Genomic DNA, 24,589 nt, shown 5'->3' with positions numbered 1-24,589 from the left:
TCCGCGCTATCCCATGAGCCCTTCCACCCCGCCGGCGCCGCGCCTTGGCCGCGAATTGCGCGCGACTGCCACCCTGGCCCTGCCGCTGGTGCTCGGGCACGTGTCCACCGGCCTGATCAGCTTCGTCGACAACGTCATTGCCGGCCACCACGGCACCCGTACCCTGGCCTCGGTGACCGTGGGCACCGCGCTGCTGTGGCTGCCGATGATGGTGCCCATCGGCACCCTGATCGCATTGACCGCATCGGTCTCGCAGCTCGATGGCGCCGGGCGCCGTGGCCAGATCGCGCCGGTGTTCCGGCAGGCACTGTGGCTGGGCGCCGGGCTGGGCCTGCTGATGTTCGCGTTCCTCAGTGCGGTTCCACTGGCGCTGGGCACCTTCGGCATCGCCGCCGACATCGTGCCTGGTGCGGTCGCGTTCACCCACGCGGTGCGCTGGGGCGTGCCGGCGCTGATCCTGTTCTTCTGCATGCGCTACCTCAGCGAAGGCCTGCACTGGACGCTGCCAACCATGCTGCTGGGGTTTGGCGGGCTGCTCGTGCTGGGGCCGCTGGGCTGGCTCCTGACCTTCGGCATCGGGCCATTGCCGGAGATGGGCGCGGCCGGGCTCGGCGCAGCGTCGGCCACGGTGATGTGGTTGCAGGCGCTGGCCTTTGCCGCCTACCTGGCGCGCGCGCGGCGGTTCGCGCCACTGGGGCTGTTCGCACGCTGGGAGTGGCCGCGCTGGCAGGTGATCGGCGGGCTGCTGGGCACCGGGTTGCCGATCGGCATCACCGTGCTGATGGAGGGCGGGCTGTTCATCGTCACCGCGTTGCTGATCGCGCGCCTGGGGGAAGTGCCGGCCGCCGCCCACCAGATCGCGATCAACGTGGCCGCGCTGTGCTTCATGGTGCCGATGGGCCTGGCCGAAGCGACCACCGTGCGCGTGGGTCACGCGCTGGGTGCCGGCGACCCGCACGGCGTGCGCCGCGCGGTGCGCGCAGGCTACGTGATCGTGCTGGCGACCCAGGCGCTGTCGGGCCTGGTCCTGCTGCTGGGCCACGACGCCATCGTGGCGGTGTACACCCGCGATGCGGCGGTGGCCACGCTGGCCTCGGTGCTGCTGTTGTACGCGGCGGCATTCCAGTTTCCCGACGGGATCCAGGTGATGGCGGCCGGCGCCCTGCGCGGCCTGCGCGATACCCGGGTGCCGATGTTCCTGGCCGCTGCCTCGTACTGGGGCCTGGGCATGTCGCTGGGCGCCTGGCTGGGCCTGTACCGCGGCGGTGGCGCGCCGGGCATGTGGGCCGGACTCATCGTCGGCCTGGTCGCGGCGGCGGTGCTGATGGGCGCGCGCCTGGCCACCCGCCTGCACCGCCTGCCGCCGCCGGTGGCCGCCGCGTCTTCCGGCACGGTGACTTCAGGGGCATGAAACCCGCTTGCACAGTCGTTATGCTGCGTCGCAAGAGAGCGGGCCGTGCCCGCAGGAGTCCCGCTGGATGAACCCCCCTTCGCTGCCCCGCCGCAATCCCATCGCCGCGTTCTTCGTCGGCCTGTGGGACGTGATGAACTTCACCCGCCGGTTGATCCTCAACCTGCTGTTCTTCGGGCTGTTGTTGCTGCTGCTGATCATCTTTGCCGCAGCGGTCGTCCGCGGCAGCGGGATCAAGCCGCTGCAGGAGCGCACCACCCTGGTGATCGCCCCGGAAGGGCGGCTGGTGGAGCAGTTCAGCGCCGATCCGGTGACCCGCGCGCTGGCCAAGGCGATGGGCGACAGCGCCGCCGACGAAGTGCAGTTGCGCGACCTGGTGCGCGCGATCGAGGCGGCCAGCGAAGACAAGCACATCGAGCGGGTGCTGCTGCAACTGGACAAGCTGCAGCCCGCCGGCCACGCCTCGCTGCGCGAGCTGGCGCGCGCGCTGGCCGGGTTGCGCGCGGCCGGCAAGCAGGTAGTGGGCTTCGGCGAAGGCGTCGGACAGGCGCAATATCTGCTGCTGGCGCAGGCCGACGAGGTGTACCTGGATCCGATGGGCGGATTGTTGCTGGAAGGCCTTGGCCGCTACCGCCAGTACTACCGCCAGGGCCTGCAGGAAAAGCTGGGCGTGGACGTGCACCTGTTCAAGGTTGGCGAATACAAGTCGGCGGCCGAGCCGTTCGTCCTTGATGCGGCCTCGCCCGAGTCCAAGGAAGCGGACCTGTACTGGATGAACGACCTGTGGCAGCGCTACCTGGCCGACGTGGCCGCCGCGCGCGGACTCGACCCGGCGCAGCTGGCCGCCGGCATCGACCAGTTGCCGGCCGGCCTTGCCGCCGCCGGCGGCGACCTGGCCAAGTACGCGCTGGAGCAGAAGCTGGTGGACGGGCTGATGACCCGCGAGCAGGTGCTGGAGCTGCTGGCCGAGCGCGGCGTGGCCGACGAGGATTCCGACCTGGGCGTGCGCAGCATCGGCCTGGCCGGCTACCTGCAGCAGCTCGACGCCAAGCGCATGCCGCTGGACAAGCGTCCGCAGGTGGCGGTGATCGTGGCCGCGGGCGAGATCACCGGTGGCGACCAGCCGGCCGGGAGCATCGGCGGCGAGTCGACCTCGGCGCTGCTGCGCCAGGCGCGCGACGACGACGACGTCAAGGCCGTGGTACTGCGCGTGGATTCGCCCGGTGGCGAGGTGTTCGCCTCCGAGCAGATCCGGCGCGAAGTGGCGCTGCTGAAGGAGGCCGGCAAGCCGGTGGTGGTGTCGATGGGCGACCTGGCCGCGTCGGGCGGGTACTGGATCAGCATGAACGCCGACCGGATCTATGCCGATCCTTCGACGATCACCGGCTCGATCGGCATCTTCGGCCTGATCCCCAACTTCACCCGCAGCCTGGACAAGATCGGCGTGCACACCGACGGCGTGGGCACCACCCGCTTTGCCGGCGCGTTCGACGTCACCCGGCCGCTTGACCCGGAGGTGGGCGAGATCGTGCAGTCGGTCATCAACAAGGGGTATGCCGATTTCATCGGCAAGGTGGCTGCGGCGCGCGGCAAGCCGGTGGAAGCGATCGACGAGGTTGCCCGTGGCCGGGTATGGAGCGGCGCGCAGGCCAGCGAGCGTGGCCTGGTGGACGCACTGGGCGGCCTGGACGATGCGGTGGCCGACGCGGCGCAGCGCGCCACCCTGGGCGAGGAGGGCAAGTACCGCGTGCGCTACATCGAGAAGGCGGCTACCCCGTTCGCGCAGTTCATGTCCGGCATGGCCGCCAGCCGGGTGGGCAGCGCATTGCTGCAGGACTCGGGCCTGGCCCGCGTCGCGCTGGCCAGGGCCATGCCCGAGACCGAGGCGCAGCTGCGCTTCGTCGAGCGCGCCCTGGCCGACCGCAACGGCACGCCGGTGAAGTCGCTGGCCTACTGCTTCTGCGGGCTGTAACCGCGCACGCGCGCTGGAAGTGATGGCCCCGCTGCGGCGGGGCCGTTCATTTCAGGGGCACGGTCCATCGCGGCATCGCGCGTCGGCGTCGCGCCTCAGCCGCCTTCGGCCGCGTCGATCGCCGCGCGCTGGCGGGCGTCGCCTTCCTGCAGCAGTTGTTCGACCGCGGCCGCCTTCTGCTGCGGCGCCTGGATCGCATCGCGCAGTTCGGTCTGTGCCTGTGGCTCGGGCGGTTGCTCGGTCGGCGGCGGCTCGGCGCGGCACCCGGCCATGGCCAGCGCGCAGCACGCGGCCGCGATGGAACCTGCACGGATGGACAGCGGCATCGGATGGCTCCGTCGAAGGGACTGGCAGGTATCCTACGCCTCATGGACAGCAACCGTTGGCGACTGGACGGGCGGGTGGCACTGGTGACCGGCGCCAGTGCCGGGATCGGCCTTGCGATCGCCCACGAGCTGGCCGCGCTGGGCGCGGACCTGATGCTGGTCGCGCGCGGCGAGGATGCCTTGCAGCAGGCGCGCGACGAACTGGCCGACCGCCATCCGGCGCAGGACGTGCAGGCCATGGCCGCCGACGTTGCCGACGATGAGGACCGCCAGGCGATCCTGGACTGGGTGGAAGACCGTGGCGAGGGCCTGCACATCCTGGTCAACAACGCCGGTGGCAACCGGACCCGGGCCGCGGTCGACTACACCGAGGACGAGTGGCGCGGGATATTCGAAGCCAACCTGTTTTCTGCCTTCGAGCTGTCCCGCTACGCGCACCCGTTGCTGGCGCGGCACGCGGCCTCATGCATCGTCAATGTCGGCAGCGTCTCCGGCCTGACCCATGTGCGCAGCGGCGTGGTGTACGGCATGACCAAGGCCGCGCTGCACCAGATGACCCGCAACCTGGCCTGCGATTGGGCGGCCGACGGGATCCGGGTCAACGCGGTGGCGCCGTGGTACATCCGCACCCGCCGCACCTCCGGCCCGCTTGCCGACCCGGACTACTACGAGGAAGTGCTCGAGCGCACACCGATGCGCCGGATCGGCGAGCCGGAGGAAGTGGCCAGTGCGGTGGCGTTCCTGTGCATGCCGGCGGCGGCCTACGTCACCGGCGAATGCATCGCAGTGGATGGCGGATTCCTGCGCTACGGTTTCTGAGCCATCGGCTCATGGCTGGCCCCGCCCATGCCGTGGTCGCAGGCAATACGGAGATCGCTGGCAAATTCGCGGTCGCCGGCAAGACCGGCTCCTACACTTGGCCTGCAACGCTCCGTTGGGCGATCGCCAGCCACGCCGGCCCTGCGACACTCCGTTGGGCGATCGCCGGCCACGCCGCCCTTTTGTAGGAGCCCGTCTTGCGGGCGACCCCTGACGGTTGGGTCGCGCACGGGCAGTTACCCATCCGCGGTCGCCGGCAAGACCGGCTCCTACACCTGGCCTGCAACGCTCCGTTGAGTGATCGCCGGCCACGCCGCCCTTTTGTAGGAGCCCGTCTTGCGGGCGACCGCAGCCGGCACTCAGGCGCGCAGGGCGCTCTCCGGCACGTCGATCGCCATCGCCAGCGCCAGGTGGTCCGAGAACGCGGCGGGCACCGCGCGTGCGCCGGCACAGCGCAACTGGCCGCTGATCAGGATGTGGTCGATCGCCCGCTGCGGCTTCCAGCTCGGGAAGGTGGGCACCGCGCATTCGGGCGGACGCAGGCCGGTGGCGCGGTACAGCACCTGCATTTCAGGCTGGTCGGCCAGGCAGTTGAAGTCACCCATCAGCACTGCATTGGGATGGTCCTGCAGCAGTTCTGCGATGAAGGCCAACTGCGCCATGCGCGAGCGGGCGCCCAGCGACAGGTGCGCCACGGCCACCGCCAGGCCGTGGTCGCCGTAACCGAAGTGCGCCAGCAATACCCCGCGGCCCTTGATCCGGCCCGGCAAGGCATGCTCGACCGTCCTCACCGGCTCGATCTGGCTGAGCAGGCCGTTGGCGCTGGAGGCCACGCCGCCGACGCTGCGGTTGGGCTGGTGGGTCCAGAAGCGGAAGCCGGCGCGCTGGGCCAGGTAGCGGGTCTGGTTGGTGAAGCCCGAACGCAGGCTGCCCGGGTCGCTTTCCTGCAGGCCGACGATGTCGTGCCCGCTGGCAAGCTGGGCAATCGTGTCCAGGCTGCTGCGCTTGCTCCCGGCCGGCAATGCGTGCGACCAGCTGCGGGTCACGTAGTCGCTGTAGCGACGGGTGCTGGAGCCGGCCTGGATGTTGGCACTGAGCAGGCGCAGGGTCCGCATGCGCGCCGCTGCCGCATCGCCCTGGGGCAATGCGGCGGGCAGTTCGGCGGCAAGTGATGCGGGGGGTTCCATGCGTGCCTGGTTCATGATCCTCAGGGCGTGCCGCCGCGCTCCTGCGCGATCAGCCATTCGGCCGTGTTGAGCATCTTCTCGAAGCCGTGCTGGTCCACGGTGATGGCGTACTTGCCGGCCACCACCAGCGACGGCGTGCCCTCGATCCGCGAGCGGCTGGCGAACTGGCGCGCGCGGTTGAGCTTGGCATCCACGCCGAAGCTGTTGAAGGTATCGGCCAGGCGCTTGGCGTCCACTCCGTACTGGGCATAGAACGGCGCCAGCTCCTCGGCGCCGACCTTGGCGCTCACCGGCAGGCTGCGCTGCAGGTGGATGGCGGCGAACATCGCCTCGTGGCTGCGCTCCAGCACGCCCAGGGCCTCGGCTGTGTAGAACGCGCGGGCATAGGGCGTCCAGTAGCCGCCGAATGCAGCAGGCACCAGGGTCACCTGCACATCGGCCGGCTGGCGCTTCTTCCACGCGTTGAGCAGTGGGTCGAACTGGGCGCAGTGCGGGCAGGTGTAGCCGAACACCTCGGCCACCTCGATCTTGCCGGTAGCGGGCTGGAACGGCTGGCCGTTGGCGATCTCCACATAGTCCACCCCGGCGACCGGACGCGGGCCGCTGGGCGGCTGCGGGGCCGGCGCAGCCGCCGCTTCCGCTGCGGCGTCGGCGGCTGCAGCCGCGGCATCCGTGGTGGCACCACTGCCGTCCGCCGCATCCGCGCCGGTCGGCGCAGCGGTGGCTGCATCGTCGGCAACGGCGGCCGGGGTCTCGGCAGCAGCCGTTGCCGGTGCCTGCGCGGAGGGAGGTGCCTCGGCACCGGAGCAGGCCACCAGGCCCAGCAGCAGCATCGGCAGGATCAGGCACAGGCGCGTTTTCATCGACGGGATCTCCAGCATGGGGACAGGATCGGCCAGATGGCCGTCAGGGTGAAGTGGAAGCGCTTGCAGCGCGTTCACGGGCGATCAGCCATCCGGCCGTGCCCAGGACCGCGTCGTAAGTGTCGCCCAGCACGCGGTAACGGCCGTTCACGACCAGCGCCGGCGTGCCCTCGAGCCCGGCGCCGCGGACGAAACTGGCTGCACGGCTCACCTGCGCTGCCACTGCCGGGTCGGCCAGTGCGGCGCGGAACTGCGCCGGATCGACGCCGTGCCCGGCGTAGAAGGTGGCCAGTTCCTGCGCGGTGGCATTGCGCGGCAGGAGGCCGTCGCGGTGGATGGCGTCGAATACCGCCCGATGGGTGCGCGCGGCCACGCCCAGGTGCTCGGCGGCGAAATACACCCGCGCCCACGTGTCCCAGCTGCCACCGAAGGCGGCCGGAACGCGCACCACGTCCACGTCATCGGGCAGCCGGGCCTGCCACTGCCGGACCACCGGCTCGAAGCGCGCGCAATGCGGGCAGGTGTAGCCGAACACCTCGACCACCTCGATCCGCCCGGCCCGCGGGGCCCAGGGGCCGGCATCGAGTTCGACATAGTCGCGGCCGGCCTGCGGTGCATCGGCGGCGTGTGCGCCCGGCAACCAGGCCAGCGCGGCGAACAGCAATCCGGTGATCAGCGGTTTCATCATGGCAGGCGCATGGAGCGGCGATCCGGTGGGCGGCGGCGCGGCACGGCGGAAAAAACCGCGCCGGCCAGGGGCCGGCGCAAAAGTGCTAAAGAGGAGAGACTGCATGGGTGTGACCGCGGCCGGGCCGCGAAAGTTCACGGGCGCGGCGGCGTGCCGGCCTGGACCACGTCGTCGGCGCGGTCGTGCAGGCCCTGCAGGTAACTGGCCAGGGCGCCGATTTCCTGTTCGGTCAAGCCGTTGGCGACCTCGGCCATGATGTTGAACAGGGCCGGGTCCTTCTCGCTGGTCACCCCGGCCTGGTACTCCTGCAGGCGGCGCGCGGTGTAGTCGGCCATCTGCCCGCCCACGTGCGGGTAGGCCGGGCCCGGGTTGCCGGTGCCGGCCGGGCCGTGGCAGGCCAGGCAGGCCGGGATCCCGCGCTCCGGGTCGCCGCCGCGGTAGAGCTTCTCGCCCACTTCGTAGAACTTCAGGCCCTCGTAGCGGCCCTCGGTGATCAGCGCATCGTCGGCCACGCCGGCGCCGGCCTTCTGGGTCGCGTAGAACGCGGCCACGTCGCGCATGTCCTGCGGGCTGAGCATCTGCGCGAACGGGGCCATCACCGCGGCCAGGCCGCTGTGGCGCTCGCCGCTGGCGAACAGGGCAAGCTGGCGCGCCATGTAGCGCTCGCTCTGGCCGGCGATGCGCGGGTACATCGGGTTTTCCGAGTTGCCATCGGCACCGTGGCAGGCGGCGCAGGCCGTGGCCTTGGTGGCACCAGCCTCGGCGTCCCCCCAGTGGGTCTTGCTCAGGTCCACTTCCAGCGGCGCCGATTCAACCGGTGCATTGTCCGGCACCGGTACCACCGTGGTCTGGGCGGCATAGGCGACGGCGGCGGTGGCCGCGATGGCCAGACCGGCAAGGGCGATAACGCGAGCGTGGCGCATGCTGGAGCTCCGGGGGAACCGATGGCGCGACCTTGAACGGCCGCGAAACACCCGGATTATCCCCAAGCCGGGGCTGCACGGTCAATGAAGCCCGCTTCGCGGCGCCGGCCCGCACCGACGCGGCCGCCACCAGCGCGCGTGGCGTGCGATCCTATGCGCATGTCCAGTCCGCTCGAAAAAGCCCATTACCTGGGCGCGGCGCACACGCCTGCGCAACTGCCGCCCGATGGCGGCTACGAGGTCGCATTCGCCGGCCGCTCCAACGCCGGCAAGTCCAGCGCGCTCAATGCGCTGACCCGGCAGAACGCGCTGGCGCGGGTATCCAAGACGCCTGGCCGCACCCAGCAGCTGGTGTTCTTCGAGGTGGAGCCGCAGCACTGCCTGGTGGACCTGCCCGGCTACGGCTACGCCAAGGTGCCGCAGGACCTGCAGGCGCACTGGCAGGCCTTCCTCGACCGCTATTTCCGCACCCGCGAGGCATTGAAGGGCCTGGTGGTGGTGATGGACATCCGCCATCCGCTCAAGGAATACGACCGCCAGATGCTTGGCTACGCCGTGTCCCGCGGCCTGCCGGCGCATGCCTTGCTGACCAAGGCCGACAAGCTTGGCCGTGGCCAGCAGATGCAGGCACTGGCCGCCGTGCGCCGCGAGCTGTCCAGTGCCTTCGGCGACACGGTCAGCGTGCAGACGTTCTCCGGCGAATCCAAGCAAGGGGTGGACGAGGCCCGTGCGGTCGTGGCCGGCTGGCTGGGCCTGGGGCCGACCGGGGCGCCGCCGGCCCAGGCCTGACCCGGCCCGGGGCGGGCCGAACCCGGCCGCTACCCGGGGAAGCGCTGGCCGTGGATGATGGGCTTGCGAGGCCAGCCGCCGTCCACCGGATTGCGCGGTCCTGGTCCTCCCGTCACCAGGGTAAGGGGATATGCACGCGAAGATTCCGTCCGGGCGGCTGGAAGGGCTGCTCGGCACCGATGCCGGGTTGACCGAGGCCGACGCGGCTGGCCGCCGCGCGCGCCACGGGCGCAACGACATCGTCGAGGCGGCGCCGCCGACCTGGTGGATGCTCGCGCGCGACACCCTGCGCGATCCGATGCTGTGGTTCCTGCTCGGCACCGCATGCCTGTTCGCCTGGCTGGGCGACCGCGTCGAAGCGATCATCCTGCTGGCGGCCGTGGTGCCGCTGGTGGGAATGGACCTCTACCTGCACCGGCGCACCCAGGCCTCGACCCAGGGACTGGCCAGCCGACTGGCCAGTTCGGCCCGGGTGTTGCGCGATGGCGCATGGACGTCCCTGCCCGCCGGCGAGCTGGTCCCGGGCGATCTGGTCGAGATAGTCGCGGGCGAGGCGATTCCGGCCGATGCGCTGGTGCATTCGGGCGAACACCTGCAGGTGGACGAATCGATGCTGAGCGGGGAATCGCTGCCGGTCTCCAAACGCTCATACGAAGCCGGTGCGCAGGCCGAGGACCCGTCGCACTGGGTCGCCGCCGGCACGCGCCTGCTCACCGGCACGGCCCGCATCCGCATCGCCTACACCGGCGCCCAGACCCTCTACGGCGAGATCGTGCGCCTGACCGTGCAGGGCACCCAGGCACGCACGCCGCTGCAGCAGGCGATCACGCGCCTGGTCAGCAAGCTGCTGGTGGCCGCGCTGGTGCTGTGCGTGCTGCTGGCGGCGATCCGCCTGTACCAGGGCCATGGCGTGGTCGATGCGCTGCTCAGCGCGGTGACGCTGGCGGTCGCGGCCCTGCCGGAAGAATTCCCGGTGGTGTTCACCTTCTTCCTCGGCGCCGGCGTCTACCGGCTGGCGCGGCGCCAGGCGCTGGTGCGGCGCGCGGTGGCGGTGGAGAACATCGGCCGGGTCACGTGCGTCTGTTCGGACAAGACCGGCACCATGACCGAAGGCCGGCTTGCGCTGGTCCACCGGCAGCCGGCTGCCGGGATGGATGGCGAGGCGCTGGCGCGGCTGTCGGCGCTGGCCTGTCGCGCCGACAGCGGCGATCCGCTCGACATCGCGATCCTGGCGCTTGCCGCACCGGGTGCGGAGGGAGCGACGGACCAGACGGCGGACCCTGTCCACGTGTATCCGTTTACCGAGGGGCGCCGTCGCGAGACCGCGCTCCACGTCGACGACGCAGGCGGGGTGCTTGCGGTCACCAAGGGCGCGCCGGAGACGGTGCTCGACCTGTGCGCGATGCCGGAGTCCGAACGCGCGTCATGGCGCGCCGAGGTCGCCGGCCACGCCGACGTCGGCCACAAGGTCATCGCCATCGCCTCGCGCGCGCTGGAGGCCTTCGATGCAGGCGCCGACGAGCCGGGCGACGGGTTCACCTTCGGCGGCCTGCTGGTGTTCGCAGATCCGCTGCGCCCGGGCGTGCGCGAGGCGGTACGCGCCTGCGCGCAGGCGGGTATCCGCGTGATCATGGTCACCGGCGACCACCCCGGCACCGCGCGGGCAATCGCGCGGGAAGCGGGATTGGGCGATGGCGATCCGCGGGTGTCGACCATGGACGAGCTCGGCCAGGCCGACGATGCGCTGGCCGCGGTCGACGTGGTGGCGCGCGCGGTGCCGGCGCAAAAGCTCGAACTGGTGCAGCGCCTGCAGCGGCGGGGCGAGATCGTCGCGGTCACTGGCGACGGCGTGAACGACGCGCCGGCCCTGCAGGCGGCCGACATCGGCATCGCGATGGGCGGCTCGGGTTCGCAGAGCAGCCGCGAGGTCGCGTCGATCGTGCTGCTCGACGACAACTTCCGCACCATCGTCGGCGCGATCGCCGAGGGCCGGCAGCTGTTCCGCAACCTGCAGTCGAGCTTCGCCTACCTGCTGATGGTCCACCTGCCGCTGGTGCTCACCGCCGCGCTCGTGCCGCTGGCGGGCCAGCCGCTGCTATACCTGCCGATCCATATCGTCTGGGTGGAGTTGCTGATCCATCCCACCGCGCTGCTGGTGTTCCAGGACCCGCCGCCCCCCGGGCGCATGGCCCCGGCCGATCGCGGCGGGCGCGCCTCCTTCTTCGGGCGCCGGGCCTGGGCCGCGATCGTGCTCACCGGCCTGGCGGTGACCGCTGCGATGCTGCTGGTCTATCGCAGCGGCATGGCGGCAGGAGATGCGACGCATGCACGCACCCTGACGATGGCCACGCTGGTGTTGGCCAGCGTCACGATCACCGCGGTCCTGTCGCGCCTGGCCTCGCGCACGGCGTGGGTGGTCGCGCTGGGGTCGCTGGCCTCGCTGGTGCTGCTGGTGCAGGTGCCGGCGCTGGCCGACTGGGTGCACCTGCGGCCGCTGGGCCTGCGCGACTGGATGCTGGTGTCGGCCGCCGGCATCGCCACCGGCTGCGTGGCACTGCTGTTCACTGCGCGGGCGGGGCGCGGCAGGCGCCGCAACCAGTCGGTACCGCGGTCTGTGTGAGCGTGGTGCATTTCAGTCGCCGGCCCGCCACGCCAGCCACCGCATGCACCCGCCCACCGTGCCCACCGGCGTCGCGCCAGTGTTCCAGCGCCGGAATGCCATGCCGGTGCGTGGCGATCCATAATGCCGTTCGCGCGCGCCGGCCAGGTCGGGCGCGCGTCCCCAGCCAGAGCGATCCGCATGTCGAGCCCCAGCCACACCGCCGATACCCCGATCACCGAACGCATGCAGTTGCTGGAGTACGTCGCTTCCGGCGAAAAGCCCAGGGCCGACTGGCGCATCGGCACCGAGCACGAGAAGTTCGGTTTCCGCCTCGATGACCTGCGGCCGCCGGCGTTCGAGGGCGAACGCGGCATCCAGGCCCTGCTGGAGGGCATGACCCGATTCGGCTGGGAGCCGGTGCGCGAGAGCGTGGACGGGCAGCCGCCGCGCACCATCGCGTTGCTGCGCGACGCCGCCTCGGTCAGCCTGGAGCCGGCCGGCCAGCTGGAACTGTCAGGTGCGCCACTGGAGTCCATCCACCAGACCTGCGTGGAGGTGGGCACCCACCTGGACGAGGTGCGGCAGGTGGCCGACCCGCTCGGCATCGGCTTCCTGGGCATGGGCTTCCAGCCCAAGTGGCGGCGCCAGGACATGCCATGGATGCCCAAGGGCCGCTACCGGATCATGCGCGACTACATGCCCAAGGTCGGCACCCTGGGCCTGGACATGATGACCCGCACCTGCACGGTGCAGGTCAACCTGGACTACGCCAGCGAAGCGGACATGGTGAAGAAGTTCCGCACCTCGCTGGCGCTGCAGCCTGTGGCCACCGCGCTGTTCGCCGATTCGCCGTTCACCGAAGGGCGGCCCAACGGCTTCCTCAGTTACCGCTCGCACATCTGGACCGATACCGACCGCGACCGCACCGGCATGCTCGACTTCGTGTTCGAGGACGGCTTCGGCTACGAGCGCTACATCGATTACGTGCTCGATGTGCCGATGTATTTCAGCTACCGCGATGGCGCCTACGTCGATGCCTCGGGCAAGTCGTTCCGCGACTTCCTGGCCGGCCGCCTGGACGTGCTGCCCGGCCAGCTGCCGACCCTGCGCGACTGGTCCGACCACATGACCACCGCCTTCCCCGAGGTGCGGCTGAAGAAATTCCTGGAGATGCGCGGCGCCGACGCCGGCTCGTGGAACCGGCTGTGCGCGCTGTCCGCGTTCTGGGTGGGGCTGCTGTACGACGATGCGGCGCTGGACGCGGCATGGGAGCTGGTGCGCGATTACACCGCCGCCGAGCGCCATGCACTGCGCGACGGCGTGCCCCGGCAGGCAATGAAGTTGCCGGTGCGCATGGGCCGGGGCACGGCCACGGTGCGCGAGCTGGCGGCCGAGGCGCTGAAGATTTCCAGCGCCGGGCTGCGCCGCCGCGCCGCACTCAATGCCGATGGCGTGGACGAGTGCGGCTTCCTGGATCCGCTGATCGAAATGGTCGAAGCCGGGCAGACCGCGGCCGAGCGCAAGCTGGAGCTGTTCCACGGCCCGTGGCAGGGCGATATCGACCGGGTGTTCGCCGACTTCGCGTACTGACGCACTGGCCCGCCGCAACGACACGCCGCAACGGTACGCCGCGGCGCATGGCCGCGGCTGCTGGGGATTACGCCTGGTGGTTGCGCGCGGCCGCGTGGGCCGGCGGCGGCCAGGTCAGAGGCGACGCGTCTCGATGATGCGGCCGGCACCGACCAGCTCGGCGAGCTCCGAGCGGCGCACCGTGATGCGCTCCTTCTCGTCCCACTCGATGTCGGCCAGGTCGCCGCGCAGGTCGTTGATGGCGCCCTGCTTCTTCGGCCAGGCGCCGGTCTCGGTGATCAGCACGATGTTCTCGTCGGACGTGTCGACCACCTTCATCAGGCCGAACACGGTGTCGTGCTCGCGGCCGCTGTCGGAGAACTCGCCAACCGAGAAATGCGACAGTTCCGAAGCCCACAGGTCGCCGACCTTGGGCTGCGCCAGCAGCGGATCCAGGGCGGCGGTGGCGAGCGTGCGGGTAGCCTGCTCGGCTGCCGGCGCGGACCCGGCCGGGCCCTCGCTGGCGGTGCAGCCGGCGGCCAGCGCAGTGGCCACGATCAGGCTCAGGAGGAAGGGGATGTGGACGCAACGAAGGCGGTTCATGGACCGGTCCCTGGCTTGGATGGGTCCGCGATTGTCCGGGCCGGAGGCTGCCGGTGTCCAGCATCCGTCGACGGGCGTCAGGGTGCCCACAGCTTGTCCAGGTCGCGAAAGCCCCATTGGCGCGGCGATTCAAGCCCGGTGATGTGGTCGGCGCAGTCGGCTGCGGCCAGGTCCAGGTCGTGCACCAGCAAGTGGCTGCGCGTGCGCGCGGAGTGGAAGACGCGCACTTTCGGCGTCGACAGCGCCGGGTTCTGCTCGATCACCACCGCCAACCGGTCGCTGGACAGCCGCACCAGGGTCCCGATCGGGTAGATGCCCACCGTGGCGATGAAGGCCTTGAGCACCGCCGGGTCGAACTGGCCCTTCCAGGTGGCCATGCGCCGCAGCGCCTCGCCCGGGTCCCAGCCCTCCTTGTACGGGCGGTTGGAGGTGACCGCGTCGTACACGTCGCATACCGTGCTCATCCGGGTCAGCAGCGGAATCTCGCCGCCGGGCAGGCGCAGCGGATAGCCCGCGCCGTCGAAGCGTTCATGGTGGTGGCGCACCATGTGCAGCACCGCGCCGTTCTCCACGCCGCTGTCGCGCAGCAGGCGCTCGCCCTCCTCGGGGTGGGTGCGCATCACCGCGAACTCGGCGTCGGTCAGGCTGGAGGGCTTGTTGAGGATGTCCTGCGGCATCCGCGCCTTGCCCATGTCGTGCAGCAATCCGCCCAGCGCGGCCTGCTGGCACTCCTCGTCGGGCAGGCCCATCTGTCGCGCCAGCGAGCCCATCAGCGCGCTGACCGCGACCGAGTGCAGGTAGGTGTAATCATCGGCCGTCTTGAGCCGGGCGATCCCGATCAGGGCACCCGGGTGGCGGTCGACCGAGGCGGCGATCTCCCGGGCCAGCGGCATGGCCGCTTCCGGATCGATGGTGCGGCCCAGGCGGACCTCGCGGAACATCGCCTCCACCGCCTCGCGGCCGGCCTGGCAGATGCGCCGGGCGCGGCTCAGTTCGGTTGCCAGGTCCGGCGCCGGGGTGGGAGCGCGCGGGCCGGCGCTCGCGGGCTCCACGCCTCCGGTGGCGACGTCCGGCGCAGCGTCCACGGCCGGGTCGATACCGCGTACCGGCGCGGCATCCACGTCGGCGCCGCGGCTGGTGTCGATATCCAACGCCTCCACATCGCTGCCAAGCAGGCGTTCCACGTCGCGCTCGCTGGCGGTGAACGACGCACGCCAGTACGGATGTTGCAGCCATGGTCCGTGCACGCGCTGCACGTACATTCCCGGTCGAAGCTGGCCCACCCGAATCGTCTTGCGCATGTTTCACGAGCATCCGTCTGGCACCCGGATGCGCGGGGCCGGCGCGACGGTATCGGCTGGTGGGGGTGCGACTTTAGCCGGCGCCAGCGTTCAATCTGCTGGCGCGCTGGCTCGCCGCAGTGCATGTCGCGGGCAGTGGCTCAGGGTGCGGGGTTGTCGCCGAGCAATACGAACTCACCCTGCGCCGCCTTCCACGTGGGCAGGTTGCGGTCCATCAACACGCAGGGTCGGCCACCGCATGACGTGATCCGGACACGGCCCAGTGCCTGCATCACCTCGGCATCGACCTCGGCCGCCGCCGCCCTGGCCTCTGCGGCCTGCAGCCGCTGGTGCGAGTGCCGGAGCAGCATCGCACCTGCGCCCAACAGCAGGGCGATGCCGACGGTCGTGGTGATCAGCACCTTCCAGGCCCAGGCGACCTTCGGCTGGAGCGCCGCGTCAATCTGCGCTTGGTGCTGTTCCAGCGCCCGGGCCAGGGTGTGCTGGAACCGGGCTTCCTGTGCCTCCCGCGTCGCCTCGATCGCGGACTGGCTTTCCCGCGCCTGCCTGTGCAGCAGTTCAAGCAACGCATCAATCCGGCCTGCCGCCAGCACCATCCTGTTGAGGATCGCGTCCGGGTCCTGCATCGTGCCCCCTTCCTGATGGTCGGTTACCGGTCCAGGGCCATGGCTGGCGCCTGCTGCTCACGCGCGGCTGTCGCCGCCTCCTGCAGGCGGGCGTCTGCCGCCAACTGGTCCAGGCTGTGTTCAAGCGGATGTGAGCGGGCCTGCCTCCTGTATCCGGCGAGCACCTGGCCTTCCACCTCCTCGGCCAACGTCCGCCCGGCGGCGGAGTTTGCAAACGCCATCGCTGCCTCTCGCGCCGTCGCTTCATCCCCGGCCTCCAGTGCGCGAAAGAAGCGCTCCACATCCGGCTGGGCAACCGCCGCTCCAGGACGGGCGGTCGCCGCAGTCTCTTCCTGCCTCGGCGGCGGATGATCAGCGTGCATCCGGGTGCCCGGCTCGGGCGCAGCCGATGGGGCCCCTGATCGTCTGGGGCCGGTATGTGCCACGTCCACGTAGCGGCTGCCGCCGTGACTGCTGTCGACGAAGTGGTACGGCCCGACCGGAGGCTCGCCGAAGTCGAACTCCTGCTTGCGCAGCACATCCGGATCCACGCCCAGTGCGGCCAGGTCGATCCGGGTTTGTCCCACCCTGGCCCAGGGATTGTGGTACCGATAAGCCGCCTCGCCACGCGCCAGCGCGCTGATCGCGGCAGCGGCATAGAACTCACGGTAGCCCCGGTCTCCCCGGTCCACGTCGAAGAAGAGCTGTGCCACTGTCTCGATGTTCTCCGGCGTGGCCGGCACGCTCTGGCTGACGGGGTCGAAGGTGATGCCCGGTTTGAAGCGAAACTCGGACCCGGATTGATCAACGAGGTCGTGGCCACCGGCCGCATGCAGCCGCTCTGCCAGTTCCGCCTCGGTCACATCCCCACGCCCCTCGTTGCGCATCCGGTCGGCCAGGGCATTGATGCCGGCGAGCTCGGCCAGCGTCTCCTGCTCGCGTCCCTTGTCGATGTACTCCCGCACCAGGTCCGTGCCGTCGCGAGGACCAGGTTGTTCCGCAAGGCCAAAGGCGTCGTGCTCGACCCGGATGCTGAACTCAAACATCTCCTGGCGATTGGCCGCATGCGAGAGCTCGTGCGCAAAGGTGTTGGTGAGTCGATCAAGGTTCTCCCGATTCATCGGCCCCTTGAGCAAGCCGGATTCAATCGCGATCTCGCGATAACGAGTCGAATACTGGCCCAGCCGCGTTTCCGATTCGAACTGCGAAAGCCTCTGGAAATCACCCCCGGCCATTGCGCGTGACGCCATGGCGTTCAACTTCGGCGACTGCCGAAGCGCCGCGGCCAGCATCTCCAGCTGTTGCTTGCTCCCGCCGGCTCGTGCGAAGCCCTGGAAGGGCGAGTCCCGGTCGCTCACTCCGCCCCCCGGTAGAACTCCGGGATCACGAAGGAGACCCGGACATGGTGGACACAGGTATTGCTGAAGTCGAACCTCTGCTCATTGAAGTAGTAGCGCACGCCCACCACCATGGGGCCGCGGACATACTGCCAGTTGAAATAGAGTGCCCCCTGGACCGTCATGTCCTGTTCGTCAAATCCGCGTTCACGCAGCGCGGCCCGCAGTTCCTCGGTCCGCCAGGTGCAGGTGGGGGAGTTGCCCTGCCCATCCGCGTCCGGGTGGTAAGGAAGGAACGACATGCGTATGTCCTCTTCCGTGAACTGGCTCAGGCTGAACAGATAGCCCCAGCCTGCGGTGGTATCACCATGGGCACGCTTGGCGTGCGGCTCGCCGGGGGGCTGGTGGAGCGTCAGCCCGATCGCCTGTTCGATGTGCTGCTGGTTGAGGTCTTCGCGCTGGCCGATCGCATCGATCATGGCCAGCAGCTTGTCCCACACCTGTTCAGGCGTCAGCACCGGGCCCTTGGGCAGGGGCGGCTCCGGTTCGGAAGCTGTCGGCTCCACGGCAGGCTCCTCGGGTTGGCGTGCGGAAGGCTCTGCCGTGGCGGGCGCCACGGAGGGTGCGTTGCATCCGGCCAGCAGCAGGCATCCGGCCAGCAGCAACGCGATCGTGTTCAGGTGCATGTCCGATTTCCCTTCCTTGGCGGCCGGGGCCGCGTGTATCTCGTCCTGGCGCCGATCACTGTTTGTCGTAGCCTAACGCAGGGTCAATATCATGCGTTCATTGCGCCACGCGCGCCGAATCACTGGTGAGCAGTCCGGGCCGCCGCTGTTGCGCTGCCTGTTTGCCGTGGTGGACCCAAGCCCAAAGTAAGTGCGCCGCCACCGGTGTAGTTTGTGCGCCGATGGGTTGAGGTGGGCGCGATTGTTAATTCTGGACCGCCCAGCCTTTCGTAGACACCCGCAGGCCATAATTCATGGTTACAGCAGAGGTGTTCATGAGCAGCAAGCAGTACACGGATGAGTTCAGGGCCGAGGCGGTCAAGCAGGTGCTCGAGCGCGGCTTCACGGTGGTGGACGTGGCCGCGCGCATCGGGATCCCCAAGCACACGCTCTACGGCTGGGTGCAGAAGGCGAAGAGGGCCGGCAAGCCGGCCGCCGGCTCCGTGCCGTCGGGGACCGACTCGGCGGAGGTGCGCCGCCTCAGGGCCGAGCTTCGGCGCGTGACCGAGGAGCGCGACATTCTAAAAAAAGCCGCCGCGTACTTTGCCAGGGGGTAAGGGCGAAGTACGCGTTCATGCGCGCGCATATCGGCGAGTTCAGGCTGGTCGTGATGTGCCCCTGCCGGGAGTTCGTAGTCTTCACGTACTCTATTGGCATCGGCTGAAGGGATGACGGATGACCAAGCTCGAAGCGATGCGCACCTACTTGGCCTCGATGGAGCAGGCCCTTAAGACCGGCCAGGCCAGCGAACACACCCACCGCCCGGCGCTCGAAGCGCTGCTTGAAGCCCTCGGCGGGCCGGCAGTGGACGCCATCAACGAGCCGCGCCAGATCAAGTGCGGTGCTCCAGACTTCATCATCGTCCGCGGCACGGTGCCGCTGGGCCACGTAGAAGCCAAGGACGTTGGGCTGGATCTAGCCAAACTTGAGCGCGGCGAGCAGCTAACCCGCTATCGCGAATCGCTCAGCAACCTGGTCCTTACAGATTACCTTTCCTTCCGCTGGTACTTGGACGGCGAACTACGCCTGACGGCCGACCTGCCGCGCCCTGCCGCCAATGGCCGAATCCGCTGGAGCGACGACGCGGCGTCCGCCACCATGCAGTTGCTGGACCAGTTCTTGTTGGCTGACATCCCGCTCAAGTCCACGCCGCAGGACCTTGCTACCCGCATGGCGGGTTTAGCCAAGCTGATCCGCAGCCTGATCGAGCAGACCTTCAAGGCCGAGGGTGAGCAAGGTGAGCTGCACGGACAGTTGCAGGCCTTCCGAAAAGTGCTGATCGATTCGCTGACCATCGAGCAGTTCGCCGATATGTACGCGCAGACGCTGTGCTACGGCCTGTTCGCGGCGCGCTGCAATGCACCCGCCAAAGGGTTCACCCGCCAGATCGCCGCCAGCGCACTGCCAAGAACTAATCCGTTTCTGCGCAAGCTGTTCAACTCCATCGCCGGGCCAGACTTGGACGAGCGCATCGCTTGGGCGGTAGATCAGCTGGCCGAGCTACTGGCGCGCGCCGACATGGCCGCGATCCTGGCCGACTTCGGAAAGCGCACCCGCCAGGAAGACCCGGTAGTGCACTTCTATGAGACGTTCCTAGCTGCCTACGACCCAAAAATGCGCGAGGCACGCGGCGTTTACTACACGCCTGAGCCCGTGGTTGGCTACATCGTGCGCAGCGTCGATGCCTTGCTAAAGCGCGACTTCGGCATGAAAGAAGGCTTGGCCCATGCTAAGAAGATAAAGCTCAAGCGTCCGAAAGTGCAGGGTAAGGGCGAGGAAACCTATGACACGCATCGGTTGCAGATCCTCGACCCGGCCACCGGTACGGGCACCTTCCTGTACGCAGTGATCGCGAAGATTCGCGAGCACTTCGACGGGAATGCGGGAGCGTGGCCGGGCTACGTGGCCGAACACTTGCTGCCGCGCCTGTTCGGTTTCGAACTGCTGATGGCGCCCTACGCCGTGGCGCATATGAAGCTGGGACTGGAACTGGAGCAGTCCGGATACGACTTCTCCAGCGACCAGCGCCTGGGCGTGTTTCTGACCAACTCACTAGAGGAGGCGCACGAACTGACCGGCTTGCCGCTGTTTACCCAGTGGCTGGCCGAGGAATCGCGTGCCGCGGCAAACGTCAAGCGCGACGCGCCGGTGATGGTGGTGCTGGGCAATCCACCGTATTCAGGGCATTCGATCAACAAGGGCGAGTGGATCGAAGAACTGATGACCGGATACAAGCAAAGCCCAGAATTGAAGAAGCCGGCCCAGGCCAAGTGGCTTTCCGATGACTACGTGAAGTTCATCCGCTTTGCCCAGTGGCGCATCGAGCAGACCGGACACGGCATTCTGGCGTTCGTCACGAATCATGGCTACCTCGATAACCCAACCTTCATGGACATGCGGCGTAGCTTGCTGCGCAGCTTTGACGAACTCTATCTACTTGACCTGCACGGCAACAGCAAGAAGAAGGAGAAGGCGCTGGACGGGAGCAAGGACGAGAATGTGTTTGACATTCAGCAGGGGGTGGCGATCGGAATTTTTGTGCGCCGGGAGAGCATACAGCGGGATTCGGAACACCTTGGTAGGGTGTTCCGAGCGGACTTGTTCGGCCTTCGTTCGTCTAAGTACGACTCCTTGGATGCGACGGACCTGCGTTCAAGCACGTGGAAGGAACTGAAGCCGGCCGCCCCCGCCTATCTGTTCGTGCCGCAGGATGCCCAACTGCTGGCGGAGTACCAAACGGGCTGGTCCCTGCGCGATGTGTTCGCGCCAAACGGTGATCCGGCGCCCGGCATCGTCACCACGCATGACGACTTCGCGATCTCGTGGACCGCCGAGGAAGCCGTGGATAAGGTGGAACGCCTGTTGGCAACGATGACGGAAGCCGAGGCGCGTGAGTTGTTCACGCTGTGCTCCCAAGATCAGTGGCGATACGCACGTGCGAAGCAAGAACTCGCAGGCGGGGAGTGGCGCGACAGGGTCGTGCCGATCCTGTATCGGCCGTTTGATGTCCGCTGGACGGTGTATGACCGCAACGTTTCCGTTCATCGACGGGAACGTGCGTTCGATCATTTCATTGGCCGAAAGAACATAGGTCTAGCGATGATGCGGCAAGCATCTGTCGATCAAGGCTATACACATATTCTAGCTATTGACGCAATTGCTGATAACCGTGCCCAGTACAGCAATCGCGGAATCATGGCCGCCAGCCCCCTGTGGCTCTATGCGAACGCATCAACCGATCTTCTGGATCAGACTTCCGACGGAAAGAGGCCTAATCTGGCGGGGAAGTTCATTGATGAACTTTCTATCGTCGTCGGTGGTACGCCGATCCCCGAAGACACGTTCGCCTGGATCTACGCGGTCCTCTACGCCCCCTCGTACCGCAGCCGATACGCCGACTTTCTGCGCCGCGACTTCCCGCGTATCCCGCTCCCTACAGGGCGCGACCTGTTCGACCGATTCGTCACCATCGGTCACGAGCTGATGGCGCTGCACACCATGGAACAGAAGCAGACACGCGTCAGCCGCTTCGACGTCACCGGCAGCAACGAGGTCGTCAAGGTGCGCTGGGCTCCCGGCAATGACGGCCGGGGTCGCGTATACATCAACGAAGCTCAGCACTTCGACGGCGTGCCGCAGTGCGTGTGGGATACCCACATCGGCGGCTACCGCGTGGCCGAGAAGTGGCTGAAGGACCGCAAAGGTCGCCGGCTAAGTTTCGAGGACGTCATGCACTACCACGAGGTTGTTGCTGCCCTTGCTCGCACGCTAGAGCTTCAGGCGGAACTCGATGCCCTGGTAGACAAGCACGGAGGTTGGCCATTGCGCGAAGTCAACTAACAGGGCTGTATGGTCGCAAGCGCAATTACCGCTTCTGGCCGGAGCCCGTCGAAGCGGATGTCGGGAATCCCTGAGTCCGGGCATCTGCCCCACATAACCCAAGTGGGGTTAAGGCGCCTTGCCCAAGGCATTGGCTCGCATTGAGACCCATTTCGGCCGTCACCAAAGTCTGTACCGGCTTAGTTGACCAAAGTTTGTACATCGGACACAAACTTTGCCGTTGCGCCCCGTGGGCGGCCACGTGGTCCGTTCCGGGCCGCCCTGCTATACTCCCCCCCACTATGGGACGATGCGGCGGCCATGCCCCATTCGCCTGAAGAGAAAAAGAAGGTCCTGGCCCGCATCCGACGCATCCGCGGCCAGTGCGAGGGCCTTGAACGCGCGCTCGAATCCGGCGCCGATTGCGGCCCCGTGCTGCAGCAGATCGCTGCCATCCGCGGTGCGGTCAACGGGCTGATGAGCGAGGTGCTGGAATCGCACCTGCGCGAGGAGTTCGGGCATGCCGCGCACAGCGATGCCGAACGCGCCGAGCGCGTGGCCGAGATGACCGGGCTGATCCGCTCGTACCTGAAATAGCCGCACCCTGACCTGCCCGTGCATCCGGCGCGGGCCCCACCGCATTGCAGGAGCCACACCATGAAGACCCGTGCTGCCGTCGCGTTCGAAGCCGGAAAGCCGCTGCAGATCGTCGAGCTCGACCTCGAAGGCCCGAAGCGCGGCGAGGTGCTGGTGAAGATCACCCACACCGCGCTGTGCCATACCGATGCGTTCACCCTGTCGGGCGAGGATCCCGAAGGCGTGTTCCCGGCGGTGCTGGGCCATGAGGGCGCCGGCATCGTGATGGAAGTGGGCGAGGGCGTGACCAGCGTGAAGCCGGGCGACCACGTGATTCCGCTGTACACCGCCGAGTGCGGGCAGTGCCTGTTCTGCAAGAGCGGCAAGACCAACCTGTGCGTGGCCGTGCGCGCCACCCAGGGCAAGGGCGTGATGCCCGATGGCACCACCCGCTTCTCCTACAACGGCCAGCCGGTCTATCACTACATGGGCTGCTCGACCTTCAGCGAATACACCGTGGTCGCCGAGGTCTCGCTGGCCAAGGTCAATCCCGAAGCCAACCCCGAGCACACCTGCCTGCTCGGCTGCGGCGTGACCACCGGGATTGGAGCCGTGCACAACACGGCCAAGGTGCAGGAGGGCGACACGGTTGCCGTGTTCGGCCTCGGTGCGATCGGCCTGGCGGTGATCCAGGGCGCCCGGCAGGCCAAGGCCGGCCGCATCATCGCCATCGACACCAACCCGGCCAAGTTCGAACTGGCGCAACAGATGGGCGCGACCGAGTGCGTCAACCCGAAGGACCACGACAAGCCGATCCAGCAGGTGATCGTGGAGATGACCGGCTGGGGCGTGGACCACAGCTTCGAGTGCATCGGCAATGTCGAGGTGATGCGCGCTGCGCTGGAATGCGCGCACCGCGGCTGGGGCCAGAGCGTGATCATCGGCGTGGCCGGCGCGGGCAAGGAGATCAGCACCCGGCCGTTCCAGCTGGTCACCGGGCGCAAGTGGATGGGCACCGCCTTCGGCGGGGTCAAGGGCCGCAGCCAGCTGCCGGGCATGGTCGAGGACGCGATGCGCGGCGACATCCAGCTGGCGCCCTTCGTCACCCACACCCTGACGCTGGAGCGCATCAACGAGGCCTTCGACCTGATGCACGAGGGCAAGTCGATCCGCGCGGTCATCCACTACTGAGCCGCGGGGAAAACCGGAGACCCAAATGGAACGTATCGAACATCGCGCCTGCTTCGGCGGCTGGCAGGACGTTTACCGCCACCGCTCCGAAGTGCTGGGCTGCGACATGACCGTCGGCGTGTACTTTCCGCCGCAGGCCGCGCACGGCCCATGCCCGGTGCTGTACTGGCTCTCGGGCCTGACCTGCAACGAGCAGAACTTCATCACCAAGGCCGGCGCCCAGCGTTATGCCGCCGAGCACGGCATCATCCTGGTCGCGCCGGACACCAGCCCGCGCGGCGACGAGGTGGCCGATGCCGACGGCTACGACCTGGGCAAGGGTGCAGGCTTCTACCTCAACGCCACGCAGGATCCGTGGGCGAAGCACTACCGCATGTACGACTACATCGTCGACGAGCTGCCGGCCTGGGTGGAATCGGACCCGTCGGCCAGCGACGTGCGCGCAATCAGCGGGCACTCGATGGGCGGGCACGGGGCGCTGGTGATCGCGCTGCGCAACCCGGGCCGCTACCGCAGCGTGTCGGCGTTCTCGCCGATCGTGGCGCCCTCGCAGGTGCCATGGGGCGAGAAGGCATTCTCCGCCTACCTGGGCGAGGACCGCGAGGCCTGGAAGCAGTACGACGCCACCGAGCTGGTGCGCCACGCACCGGAGAAATTGCCGCTGCTGATCGACCAGGGCGACGGCGACGAGTTCCTCGACAAGCAACTGCGCCCGCAACTGCTGCAGGCCGCGGCGGCCGCAGCCGGGCATCCACTGCAACTGCGCATGCGCCCTGGCTACGACCACAGCTATTACTTCATCGCCAGTTTCATCGGCGAGCACCTCGCCCACCACGCGCGGGCGCTGCGTGGGTAGGGCGGGCGCAGTCAGAAGCGCACGTCGCGCAGCTCCCAGTGGTTGCCGGCCAGCAGTCGCAGGCGCTGCCTGAGGATATCGCCCGGGATGCCGGTATCGGCCTCCAGGAGTACGTGCAGGCCCTTCTGGGTGCCGCGCACCCTGGCGCCGGGATCGGTCACGCCCAAGGCAGGATCCACCTCGTCCGGGTCCGGCTGCAGCGCACGCCAGCGTTCGAACAGTGCAGGCGTGGCCAGGGCGGCTTGCAGTTCCTCGGCGAAGGCCTCGGCACCGTGCGCGGTGAACGCCAGTTCCGGCGTACTGCCGCGGGCGCTGGCGGGATCTGGCAGGCGGATCATGTATCGGGGCATGGCGGACTCCGGAGGCGGGGAGTGCAGTTTCGGTGCCCAGCCGCGAAGGCCGCGTCGGCGGTTCCGGTTATCGGGGG

The 24,589-nt window shown here is 68.6% G+C and carries 21 protein-coding genes and 1 pseudogene; 11 read left to right on the top strand and 11 right to left on the bottom strand.

The genetic code is table 11. The annotated features are described in order from the left end of the window. Positions 1–13 precede the first annotated feature (13 nt). Complete coding sequence (locus ACEJ41_RS11645; protein WP_374012431.1) at positions 14–1,411, top strand: MATE family efflux transporter; 1,398 nt, start codon at positions 14–16, stop codon at positions 1,409–1,411. A 67-nt stretch (positions 1,412–1,478) separates the two neighbouring features. Further along, positions 1,479–3,383 carry a signal peptide peptidase SppA gene (gene sppA, locus ACEJ41_RS11640; RefSeq protein ID WP_374012430.1) on the top strand — a complete coding sequence of 635 codons (1,905 nt, stop codon included), beginning with the start codon at positions 1,479–1,481 and terminating at the stop codon, positions 3,381–3,383. 95 nt (positions 3,384–3,478) lie between these two features. On the opposite strand, the gene ACEJ41_RS11635 is transcribed toward sppA, so the two are convergent. After that, complete coding sequence (locus ACEJ41_RS11635) at positions 3,479–3,709, bottom strand: hypothetical protein (protein WP_374012429.1); 231 nt, start codon at positions 3,707–3,709, stop codon at positions 3,479–3,481. 42 nt (positions 3,710–3,751) lie between these two features. Here ACEJ41_RS11635 and ACEJ41_RS11630 point away from each other — a divergent pair, with 42 nt between their 5' ends. Continuing rightward, positions 3,752–4,528 carry an SDR family oxidoreductase gene (locus ACEJ41_RS11630; RefSeq protein ID WP_374012428.1) on the top strand — a complete coding sequence of 259 codons (777 nt, stop codon included), beginning with the start codon at positions 3,752–3,754 and terminating at the stop codon, positions 4,526–4,528. 359 nt (positions 4,529–4,887) lie between these two features. Here the strand turns inward: ACEJ41_RS11630 and ACEJ41_RS11625 are convergent, their stop codons facing one another. From ACEJ41_RS11625 to ACEJ41_RS11610, 4 genes are all read right to left on the bottom strand, one after another. Continuing rightward, a complete protein-coding gene (locus ACEJ41_RS11625; protein ID WP_374014135.1) occupies positions 4,888–5,643 on the bottom strand; it encodes an endonuclease/exonuclease/phosphatase family protein in 756 nt (251 codons plus the stop codon). 92 nt (positions 5,644–5,735) lie between these two features. Then, positions 5,736–6,578: a thiol:disulfide interchange protein DsbA/DsbL gene (locus ACEJ41_RS11620; protein WP_374012427.1), complete on the bottom strand. Its 843-nt coding sequence runs from the start codon at positions 6,576–6,578 to the stop codon at positions 5,736–5,738. A gap of 43 nt (positions 6,579–6,621) precedes the next feature. Further along, positions 6,622–7,263 (bottom strand): thiol:disulfide interchange protein DsbA/DsbL, encoded by a 642-nt coding sequence (locus tag ACEJ41_RS11615; RefSeq protein ID WP_374014134.1) that lies wholly within the window; start codon positions 7,261–7,263, stop codon positions 6,622–6,624. Positions 7,264–7,400: 137 nt separating this feature from the next. Beyond that, complete coding sequence (locus ACEJ41_RS11610) at positions 7,401–8,189, bottom strand: cytochrome c (RefSeq protein ID WP_374012426.1); 789 nt, start codon at positions 8,187–8,189, stop codon at positions 7,401–7,403. A gap of 159 nt (positions 8,190–8,348) precedes the next feature. On the opposite strand from ACEJ41_RS11610, the gene yihA reads away from it, so the two are divergent. The 3 genes from yihA to ACEJ41_RS11595 all read left to right on the top strand — a co-directional run bounded on the left by yihA (position 8,349) and on the right by ACEJ41_RS11595 (position 13,170). Next, positions 8,349–8,978, top strand: coding sequence for a ribosome biogenesis GTP-binding protein YihA/YsxC (gene yihA / locus ACEJ41_RS11605; RefSeq protein ID WP_374012425.1), 630 nt, complete (start codon positions 8,349–8,351; stop codon positions 8,976–8,978). Positions 8,979–9,108: 130 nt separating this feature from the next. After that, entirely contained in the window at positions 9,109–11,598 is a 2,490-nt protein-coding gene (locus ACEJ41_RS11600; RefSeq protein ID WP_374012424.1) for a cation-translocating P-type ATPase, read from the top strand. Positions 11,599–11,778: 180 nt separating this feature from the next. After that, a complete protein-coding gene (locus ACEJ41_RS11595; protein WP_374012423.1) occupies positions 11,779–13,170 on the top strand; it encodes a glutamate--cysteine ligase in 1,392 nt (463 codons plus the stop codon). Positions 13,171–13,284: 114 nt separating this feature from the next. On the opposite strand, the gene ACEJ41_RS11590 is transcribed toward ACEJ41_RS11595, so the two are convergent. The 5 genes from ACEJ41_RS11590 to ACEJ41_RS11570 all read right to left on the bottom strand — a co-directional run bounded on the left by ACEJ41_RS11590 (position 13,285) and on the right by ACEJ41_RS11570 (position 17,681). Then, complete coding sequence (locus tag ACEJ41_RS11590) at positions 13,285–13,752, bottom strand: hypothetical protein (protein WP_374012422.1); 468 nt, start codon at positions 13,750–13,752, stop codon at positions 13,285–13,287. 77 nt (positions 13,753–13,829) lie between these two features. Further along, entirely contained in the window at positions 13,830–15,053 is a 1,224-nt protein-coding gene (locus tag ACEJ41_RS11585; RefSeq protein ID WP_374012421.1) for an HD-GYP domain-containing protein, read from the bottom strand. A gap of 140 nt (positions 15,054–15,193) precedes the next feature. Beyond that, positions 15,194–15,679, bottom strand: coding sequence for a hypothetical protein (locus tag ACEJ41_RS11580; protein ID WP_374012420.1), 486 nt, complete (start codon positions 15,677–15,679; stop codon positions 15,194–15,196). Between the two features lie 23 nt (positions 15,680–15,702). Then, positions 15,703–17,016, bottom strand: a complete 1,314-nt coding sequence (locus ACEJ41_RS11575) for a hypothetical protein (protein ID WP_374012419.1) — start codon at positions 17,014–17,016, stop codon at positions 15,703–15,705. Then, entirely contained in the window at positions 17,013–17,681 is a 669-nt protein-coding gene (locus ACEJ41_RS11570) for a hypothetical protein (RefSeq protein WP_374012418.1), read from the bottom strand. Before ACEJ41_RS11570 ends, ACEJ41_RS11575 begins: the two co-directional genes overlap by 4 nt. A gap of 314 nt (positions 17,682–17,995) precedes the next feature. Between ACEJ41_RS11570 and ACEJ41_RS11565 the strand changes: the two are divergent. From ACEJ41_RS11565 to fghA, 5 genes and pseudogenes are all read left to right on the top strand, one after another. Continuing rightward, positions 17,996–18,336 (top strand): annotated as a pseudogene (locus ACEJ41_RS11565) (transposase); the annotation flags it as partial. Between the two features lie 59 nt (positions 18,337–18,395). After that, complete coding sequence (locus ACEJ41_RS11560) at positions 18,396–21,560, top strand: type ISP restriction/modification enzyme (RefSeq protein ID WP_374012417.1); 3,165 nt, start codon at positions 18,396–18,398, stop codon at positions 21,558–21,560. Positions 21,561–21,860: 300 nt separating this feature from the next. Next, a complete protein-coding gene (gene frmR / locus ACEJ41_RS11555) occupies positions 21,861–22,136 on the top strand; it encodes a formaldehyde-responsive transcriptional repressor FrmR (RefSeq protein ID WP_374012416.1) in 276 nt (91 codons plus the stop codon). A gap of 60 nt (positions 22,137–22,196) precedes the next feature. Next, on the top strand, positions 22,197–23,306 hold the full coding sequence (locus tag ACEJ41_RS11550) for an S-(hydroxymethyl)glutathione dehydrogenase/class III alcohol dehydrogenase (RefSeq protein WP_374012415.1): 1,110 nt from the start codon (positions 22,197–22,199) through the stop codon (positions 23,304–23,306). 25 nt (positions 23,307–23,331) lie between these two features. Further along, positions 23,332–24,162 (top strand): S-formylglutathione hydrolase, encoded by an 831-nt coding sequence (gene fghA / locus ACEJ41_RS11545; RefSeq protein ID WP_374012414.1) that lies wholly within the window; start codon positions 23,332–23,334, stop codon positions 24,160–24,162. An 11-nt stretch (positions 24,163–24,173) separates the two neighbouring features. Here the strand turns inward: fghA and ACEJ41_RS11540 are convergent, their stop codons facing one another. Continuing rightward, entirely contained in the window at positions 24,174–24,512 is a 339-nt protein-coding gene (locus tag ACEJ41_RS11540; protein ID WP_374012413.1) for a hypothetical protein, read from the bottom strand. Positions 24,513–24,589: the final 77 nt, after the last annotated feature.

Origin of the sequence: Pseudoxanthomonas koreensis, from assembly GCF_041890415.1 — a bacterium.
In the GTDB taxonomy this organism is placed as follows: Bacteria; Pseudomonadota; Gammaproteobacteria; order Xanthomonadales; family Xanthomonadaceae; genus Pseudoxanthomonas; species Pseudoxanthomonas koreensis_A.
The sequence above is the reverse complement of the archived record's forward strand: the minus strand, read 5'-3'. Positions and strand labels throughout refer to the sequence as shown.

Excerpts from the sequence above, each read along its gene's own strand:
- ACEJ41_RS11615 (WP_374014134.1), bottom strand. The coding sequence starts at position 7,263 with ATGAAACCGCTGATCACCGGATTGCTGTTCGCCGCGCTGGCCTGGTTG.
- ACEJ41_RS11630 (WP_374012428.1), top strand. The coding sequence starts at position 3,752 with ATGGACAGCAACCGTTGGCGACTGGACGGGCGGGTGGCACTGGTGACC.
- ACEJ41_RS11635 (WP_374012429.1), bottom strand. The coding sequence starts at position 3,709 with ATGCCGCTGTCCATCCGTGCAGGTTCCATCGCGGCCGCGTGCTGCGCG.
- fghA (WP_374012414.1), top strand. The coding sequence starts at position 23,332 with ATGGAACGTATCGAACATCGCGCCTGCTTCGGCGGCTGGCAGGACGTT.
- ACEJ41_RS11645 (WP_374012431.1), top strand. The coding sequence starts at position 14 with ATGAGCCCTTCCACCCCGCCGGCGCCGCGCCTTGGCCGCGAATTGCGC.
- ACEJ41_RS11600 (WP_374012424.1), top strand. The coding sequence starts at position 9,109 with ATGCACGCGAAGATTCCGTCCGGGCGGCTGGAAGGGCTGCTCGGCACC.
- ACEJ41_RS11590 (WP_374012422.1), bottom strand. The coding sequence starts at position 13,752 with ATGAACCGCCTTCGTTGCGTCCACATCCCCTTCCTCCTGAGCCTGATC.
- ACEJ41_RS11560 (WP_374012417.1), top strand. The coding sequence starts at position 18,396 with ATGACCAAGCTCGAAGCGATGCGCACCTACTTGGCCTCGATGGAGCAG.
- frmR (WP_374012416.1), top strand. The coding sequence starts at position 21,861 with ATGCCCCATTCGCCTGAAGAGAAAAAGAAGGTCCTGGCCCGCATCCGA.
- ACEJ41_RS11570 (WP_374012418.1), bottom strand. The coding sequence starts at position 17,681 with ATGCACCTGAACACGATCGCGTTGCTGCTGGCCGGATGCCTGCTGCTG.
- ACEJ41_RS11580 (WP_374012420.1), bottom strand. The coding sequence starts at position 15,679 with ATGCAGGACCCGGACGCGATCCTCAACAGGATGGTGCTGGCGGCAGGC.
- ACEJ41_RS11585 (WP_374012421.1), bottom strand. The coding sequence starts at position 15,053 with ATGCGCAAGACGATTCGGGTGGGCCAGCTTCGACCGGGAATGTACGTG.
- ACEJ41_RS11610 (WP_374012426.1), bottom strand. The coding sequence starts at position 8,189 with ATGCGCCACGCTCGCGTTATCGCCCTTGCCGGTCTGGCCATCGCGGCC.
- ACEJ41_RS11540 (WP_374012413.1), bottom strand. The coding sequence starts at position 24,512 with ATGCCCCGATACATGATCCGCCTGCCAGATCCCGCCAGCGCCCGCGGC.
- ACEJ41_RS11620 (WP_374012427.1), bottom strand. The coding sequence starts at position 6,578 with ATGAAAACGCGCCTGTGCCTGATCCTGCCGATGCTGCTGCTGGGCCTG.
- ACEJ41_RS11595 (WP_374012423.1), top strand. The coding sequence starts at position 11,779 with ATGTCGAGCCCCAGCCACACCGCCGATACCCCGATCACCGAACGCATG.
- ACEJ41_RS11550 (WP_374012415.1), top strand. The coding sequence starts at position 22,197 with ATGAAGACCCGTGCTGCCGTCGCGTTCGAAGCCGGAAAGCCGCTGCAG.
- ACEJ41_RS11625 (WP_374014135.1), bottom strand. The coding sequence starts at position 5,643 with ATGCGGACCCTGCGCCTGCTCAGTGCCAACATCCAGGCCGGCTCCAGC.
- sppA (WP_374012430.1), top strand. The coding sequence starts at position 1,479 with ATGAACCCCCCTTCGCTGCCCCGCCGCAATCCCATCGCCGCGTTCTTC.
- yihA (WP_374012425.1), top strand. The coding sequence starts at position 8,349 with ATGTCCAGTCCGCTCGAAAAAGCCCATTACCTGGGCGCGGCGCACACG.